Origin of the sequence: Bradyrhizobium sp., assembly GCF_050014615.1 — a bacterium.
In the GTDB taxonomy this organism is placed as follows: domain Bacteria; phylum Pseudomonadota; class Alphaproteobacteria; order Rhizobiales; family Xanthobacteraceae; genus Bradyrhizobium.
On sequence record NZ_JBEKCZ010000272.1, the window covers coordinates 1 to 6,112 of the forward strand.

At 62.0% G+C, this 6,112-nt stretch carries 5 protein-coding genes and 1 pseudogene; 5 read left to right on the forward strand and 1 reads right to left on the reverse strand.

Annotation, left to right across the window (positions count from 1 at the left end):
- The 4 genes and pseudogenes from ABR948_RS27605 to ABR948_RS27620 all read left to right on the forward strand — a co-directional run.
- Positions 1-112, forward strand: a pseudogene (locus ABR948_RS27605) (polysaccharide biosynthesis/export family protein); the annotation flags it as partial.
- 2 nt (positions 113-114) lie between these two features.
- Positions 115-1,251 carry a glycosyltransferase family 4 protein gene (locus ABR948_RS27610; protein ID WP_428124158.1) on the forward strand — a complete coding sequence of 379 codons (1,137 nt, stop codon included), beginning with the start codon at positions 115-117 and terminating at the stop codon, positions 1,249-1,251.
- A gap of 116 nt (positions 1,252-1,367) precedes the next feature.
- Positions 1,368-2,921, forward strand: a complete 1,554-nt coding sequence (locus tag ABR948_RS27615) for an undecaprenyl-phosphate glucose phosphotransferase (protein ID WP_428124160.1) — start codon at positions 1,368-1,370, stop codon at positions 2,919-2,921.
- 43 nt (positions 2,922-2,964) lie between these two features.
- Positions 2,965-4,233: an O-antigen ligase family protein gene (locus ABR948_RS27620; RefSeq protein ID WP_428124164.1), complete on the forward strand. Its 1,269-nt coding sequence runs from the start codon at positions 2,965-2,967 to the stop codon at positions 4,231-4,233.
- Here ABR948_RS27620 and ABR948_RS27625 read toward each other — a convergent pair.
- Positions 4,208-4,678 (reverse strand): MarR family winged helix-turn-helix transcriptional regulator, encoded by a 471-nt coding sequence (locus ABR948_RS27625; RefSeq protein ID WP_428124166.1) that lies wholly within the window; start codon positions 4,676-4,678, stop codon positions 4,208-4,210. The two genes, ABR948_RS27620 and ABR948_RS27625, sit on opposite strands and share 26 nt — an antisense overlap.
- Before the next feature lie 145 nt (positions 4,679-4,823).
- On the opposite strand from ABR948_RS27625, the gene ABR948_RS27630 reads away from it, so the two are divergent.
- Positions 4,824-6,020 (forward strand): FAD-dependent oxidoreductase, encoded by a 1,197-nt coding sequence (locus ABR948_RS27630; protein ID WP_428124162.1) that lies wholly within the window; start codon positions 4,824-4,826, stop codon positions 6,018-6,020.
- Positions 6,021-6,112 lie beyond the last annotated feature (92 nt).

Below are 6,112 nucleotides of genomic sequence, written 5' to 3' on the forward strand. Positions count from 1 at the left end.
CCGCGTGACGCTGACCCACAGCGACAGTTCGGGTTCGTCGCGCTACATCGTGCCGCTCGGTACTTCCCTGAGCCCCGGCGATACCGTCCTCGTCGGCGAACGCTGGTTCTGACGATGTCCGACAAACCAGATCAGCCACTTCGTATCCTGCACGCGGTGCGCGCGCCGGTCGGCGGAATCTTCCGTCACATCCTGGACGTTGCCAATGGTCAGGCCGATCGCGGCCACCATGTCGGCATCATCGCGGACAGCCTCACCGGCGGCGAACGCGCCGACGCGGCGCTGGCCGAGATCGCGCCCCGCCTCAAGCTCGGCGTTCGGCGTCTTGCCATTCACCGCCAACCCCACCCCGCGGATATTCTGGTATGGGCGCATTTCAAATATCTGATCTGGCGGCTGAGACCGGACGTCCTGCATGGACACGGCGCCAAAGCCGGCACCTTCATCCGCTTGAGAGCCCGTTCAAAACGCTCTATCCGCGTCTATACCCCGCATGGCGGCTCGCTGCATTATCCGCTGAATACATGGAAGGGCGCCATCTACGGTCGCGTCGAACGGATGCTGATGAACAGTACCGATCTGTTCCTGTTCGAAAGTGCCTTTGCGCGCGATACCTATCAGCGCACCGTTGGTACGCCGACCGCAGGGCTGGTACGTTGCGTGTTCAATGGCGTAACCGCTGACGAGTTCGACCCGGTCGCGACGGCCGATGACGCCACCGATATCGCCTATGTCGGTGAGTTCAGGCACATCAAGGGGGCAGACCTGCTGATCGATGCCGTCGCTCGGCTGCGCGCCGACGGCAAACCAGTCACGTTGACGCTGGCCGGGGACGGCGAGGAAATCGAGTCTCTCAGGACTCAAATCCAGCGACAGGGCCTCACCGGGGCGGTGCGGTTCATCGGCCACGTCAAGGCGCGATATGGCTTTTCCAAGGGCAGACTGCTGGTCGTTCCTTCTCGCGGGGATTCGATGCCCTACGTTGTCATCGAGGCGGCAGCCGCGGGAGTTCCAATGGTCGCCGCCAATGTCGGCGGCATCCCCGAGATTTTCGAAACCCATACCGACGCGCTGTTTGCTCCCAGCAGTGTCGGCGCCATGGCTGACGCTATCAAAACCGCGCTCGATGATCCCGCCGCCGCGTTGGCGCGCGCAAAATCCCTGCGCGAAAGAATCTTCATGCATTTTTCGCAGAAGGCGATGGTCGAAGGGGTGCTGGCGGGCTACCGCGACGCATTTGCGGAACGTTAACCGTTCTTTACCGACGATAACTGTTTCTTCCGATTTGTCCGATAAGCCGTGAGGCGGGGAATTCCGCATCGGCGCGCGCGTAGCTATCTGCCCGTGCAAGAACGGATTTGGATACAGTGGAACCGATCAACGCTCGCTCCATGCTAGATGCCGCGGCTGCGGCCGCGACAACCGCCACCGCCGCGGAACGCCCTCCGATCGAACGGCGCCGCCGGCTGTCGCAGGCCGCCCTTGCCGTCACCAACCAGAAGGTGCGTCCGGCCTATTCTCCGGTCGTCATCGCGGGGGCGGTTAGAGTCGCCGATTTCGTATTGCTGAGTTTCGTCGGCATCGCGCTCTATCTCGGATATATGGTGCCTCTGACGGGCTTTCACTGGGAATATGTCGCGGCCATTTGCGGAATGACCGCGACCGCGGTGGTCTGCTTTCAGGCTTCCGACATTTACCAGGTACAGGTGTTTCGCGGCCAGCTGCGGCAGATGACGCGGATGATCTCATCCTGGGCATTTGTGTTCCTGTTGTTCATCGGCGCGTCGTTCTTCGCAAAACTCGGCAGCGAAATATCACGACTCTGGCTTTCGGCATTTTTCATCGTCGGTTTGGCCGTACTTGTCGCCGGACGCCTGTTCCTGCGCGCGATGGTGCGCAGCTGGGCCCGCCAGGGCCGGCTCGACCGCCGCACCATCGTGGTCGGCTCGGACCAGAATGGCGAACAGCTGATCGCGGCGCTCAAGACCCAGCCGGATTCCGATATCGATATCCTCGGCGTGTTCGACGACCGCAACGACGATCGTGCGCTCGATAGCTGCGCAGGCAGCGCAAAACTCGGCAAGGTCGACGACATCGTCGAATTCGCCCGGCGCACCCGGATCGATCTCGTGCTGTTCGCGCTTCCGATTTCGGCGGAGACGCGAATCCTCGAGATGCTGAAAAAATTATGGGTGTTGCCGGTGGACATCCGGCTTTCCGCCCATACCAACAAGCTGCGCTTCCGTCCCCGCTCCTATTCCTATATCGGCAAGGTTCCGACCCTCGACGTCTTCGAGGCGCCGATCACCGACTGGGATCTGGTGATGAAGTGGCTGTTCGACCATATCGTTGGCGCCCTCATCCTGCTGCTGGCCATGCCGCTGATGGCCATCGTCGCGCTCGCGATCAAGCTCGATAGCCCCGGCCCGGTGCTGTTCCGCCAGAAGCGCTTCGGGTTCAATAATGAGCGCATCGACGTTTTCAAATTTCGCTCGCTGTACCACGATCAAGCCGATCCGCTGGCCACCAAGGTCGTGACCAAGAACGACAGCCGCGTCACCCGCGTCGGACGGTTCATCCGCAAGAGCAGCCTCGACGAATTGCCGCAGCTCTTCAACGTCGTGTTCAAGAGCAATCTCTCGCTGGTCGGCCCGCGCCCGCACGCGGTGCAGGGCAAGTTGCAGAGCCGGTTGTTCGACGAGGCGGTGGACGGATATTTCGCACGTCACCGCGTCAAGCCCGGCATTACCGGCTGGGCGCAGATCAACGGCTGGCGTGGCGAAGTCGACAGTGAAGAGAAGATCCAGAAACGCGTCGAATTCGACCTCTATTACATCGAAAACTGGTCGGTGCTGTTCGATCTCTTCATTCTTCTCAAGACGCCGCTGGCGCTGATGACGAAGAACGAAAACGCCTACTAGACGCCGTTCGGGCGTCGGGTTTGTCCAGGTTTGCGAGCGCATGATGTCGTATACGGCGACGGCCGAGAGTTTTCCTCCATCCGTGACACCGGCGCCGCGCGTGATCGCGCTGCAACGGGCGCTGGTGTGGCTGGTCGGAGCGAGCGGCGCGATCGTTTTCATCGAACCCAGCCCCTACGAGCTGATGACGCTTGCCGCCACCGTCATCTTCTTTGCGACGGGCCTGCGGCTGCGGCTGGTTTTCATGCCGCTGCTGCTGCTGCTTTTCCTGCTCAACGTCGGCTACACCATCGGCGCCATCCCCTTTCTGGACAAGTCTGAAGTCGCCAACTGGATCGCGACATCCTGGTATATGGCGATCACGGTCATCTTCTTCGCGATGGTGGTGTCCGAAGACACTGCGGCCCGGCTCGACATGCTTCGCCGCGGCCTGATCGTCGGGGCCTTGATTGCGGCGATGGCCGGCATTGCCGGCTATCTCAACCTCGTTCCCGGCGGTCACGACCTGCTGACGCTGTATGAGCGCGCCCGCGGCACCTTCAAGGATCCGAACGTGCTCGGCGCATTCCTGATCCTTCCTTCGTTGTTCGTCCTGCAAAGCGTCGTGTCCGATGGTTTTCGAAAATCGTTCCGCAGCACGATTGCGCTCGCGATCATGGCGTTGGCGATCCTGCTGGCATTTTCGCGCGCGGCCTGGGGCGGGCTCGCCATCACCTCGGCCTTCATGCTGGCGCTGATGGTACTGACCAGCCAGTCGCGCGCGCAACGCTCACGCATCATCGTGATGTCGATTGTCGCGGCCGTCGTCGTGGTGCTGCTGATCGCGGTGCTGCTGTCGTTCGACTCGATCAGGGAAATGTTCCAGCAGCGCGCGAGCTTCGATCAGAGCTATGACGAGGGCCGCTTCGGCCGGTTCGGACGGCACATCCTCGGCGCGGACATGGCGCTCGACCTGCCCTTCGGCATCGGTCCGCTGCAGTTCCATAACTATTTCCCGGAAGACACCCACAACTCCTATCTGAACGCCTTCATGTCGGGCGGCTGGATCTCCGGCGTCTGCTATCCGGCGCTGGTGTTTATTACGGTCATCTTCGGATTCCGGCATGTCTTCGTGCCGGTGCCCTGGCAACGCGCCTATCTCGCGATCTTCGCGGCGTTCCTGGGGACGGTCGGCGAGAGTTTCGTCATCGACACCGACCACTGGCGGCATTTCTGGATGATGCTGGGCGCGATGTGGGGCATGTTTGCCGCCGCACAGCCCTACAAAGCGGGCGCCGATCGGGCGATCATGGCACCCGGGCAGGCTTCTTAGCGCCGGCGCGCTTGCCCTTCGGATCTTCGATCATCGTCTTGAGTTCCTCGGTCGCCGCCAGCATCGTCTCGTAGCCTTGCATGGCGAACCGGAGCAATAGCCGCAGCTCCGCGTCCGAATAGCTGTCCCATACCTTCAGCATCGCCCGCTGCAAGTGCTCGTAGAATTTACCGATCTTCGCGGTGTTCTCCGGGACGGCGGCGATGAACACCTTGCGGCGATCATGGTCGTCGCGTTCACGGCGTACCAGCCCGGCCTGCTCCAGCCGGTCCACCACACCGGTGATCGCCCCCGTGGTCAAACCGGTGACCTCGGCCAGCCGCCCCGCGGTCGCGCGACCTTCCAGAATGACAAAATCGAGACATTCCATGTCGGAATTTGAGAGGCCGACGCGGTTGGCGACGGTTTGCCCGAACAGCACGCCCTGGGCGGAAGAGCGCCGCATGGCGTGTTCCAGTTCCTGCATCAGCGCCGCGCGCGTTTTTGGTCTTGACAAAGCCGATCTCTTATCTTAGTTCGATGATATCTTAGATAGTAAGATAATTAGGGACTGTACGTTCCTACCACCTAACGGATGCACGGAGCAAGACATGACCCAACGCCCCCGCAAAGCCCTCATCATCGGCGCCGGCATTGCCGGTCCGGTCACCGCCATCTTCCTCAAGAAGGCCGGCATCGACGTGCAGTTATTCGAAGCGTGGCCGCACTCGACTGGCATCGGCGGCGGCCTGCAGATCGCACCCAACGGCATGCATGTCCTGGCCGAGATCGGCCTTGCCGACGAGATGATCCGCCGCGGTTCCATCGCCGAGTCATTCGATTTCTATTCGCAGTCCGGCGTTCGCCTCGGCTCGGTCAATCAGAACATGAAGGCGCGTTTTGGTCAGCCGGCGGTGAACATGTGCCGCGCCACGCTGAACGAAGCGATCCTGAACAAGGCATGGTGCGACAATGTCGAACTCGCGTTCGAGAAACGGCTTGTCAGTATCGAGGATCGGGCGGATCAGCCTGTCATTGCGCACTTCGCCGATGGTACCAGCGCCGAGGGCGACTTTCTGATCGGCGCGGACGGCGTGCACTCCGCGGTGCGCCAGCATGTCATTCCCGATGGCCCCCAACCGTTCGATACCGGCCTGATCGGCTTCGGTGGCTTTGTGCCGCGGTCGCTGATCGAGAATAGCTCGATCGGACAGCGCGTCGAGACGACGTTCGGGCAGAGCGGCTTTTTCGGTTACGGCTTTTGTAGTTCCGATTCCCGCGACGGGGTAATGTGGTGGAGCACCCAGCCGGCCCACGGCGTCGCTGCCGCGACGTTCCGCGCCATGAGCCAGGATGCGATCAAACGGCACCTTCTCAATTTCCACGCCGGTTGGCACGATCCGATCCCGCGATTGCTGGAAGCCGCTGAAAACATCGTTGTCACGGCAACGCTCGACGTCGCGACGCTGCCGACCTGGTCGCGCAAGCGAACATTGCTGATCGGAGATGCTGCGCACGCCACCAGTCCGCATGCGGGCCAGGGCGCCTCGCTCGCGCTGGAGGACGCCATGCGGCTCGGCCGGCTGATGCAGAGCGAACAGGAGCTTGGCGTGACGTTCGAGGCGTTCGAAAACGAACGCCGTTCGCGCGCGGAGCGCGTCGTGGCGCTCGCCCGCCGCAACGGCAACAGCAAGCGCGAATTCAGCGCTACTGGCGCCTGGATCCGCGACCGGATGCTGAAACTGCTGCTTCCGGTCACAGCCAGAGGGATGGACTGGATGTACGCCTACGATCCCCGCGCGGTGTGAGTACGATCTACTTCTCGATCTCGAATGTCAGGCCGGCGTGATCGACCAGTCGCTTGATCAGGGCGTTGCCCATGGCCGCGCCGGGAGTCCAG

Excerpts from the sequence above, each read along its gene's own strand:
- ABR948_RS27620 (WP_428124164.1), top strand. The coding sequence starts at position 2,965 with ATGTCGTATACGGCGACGGCCGAGAGTTTTCCTCCATCCGTGACACCG.
- ABR948_RS27625 (WP_428124166.1), bottom strand. The coding sequence starts at position 4,678 with ATGCGGCGCTCTTCCGCCCAGGGCGTGCTGTTCGGGCAAACCGTCGCC.
- ABR948_RS27630 (WP_428124162.1), top strand. The coding sequence starts at position 4,824 with ATGACCCAACGCCCCCGCAAAGCCCTCATCATCGGCGCCGGCATTGCC.
- ABR948_RS27610 (WP_428124158.1), top strand. The coding sequence starts at position 115 with ATGTCCGACAAACCAGATCAGCCACTTCGTATCCTGCACGCGGTGCGC.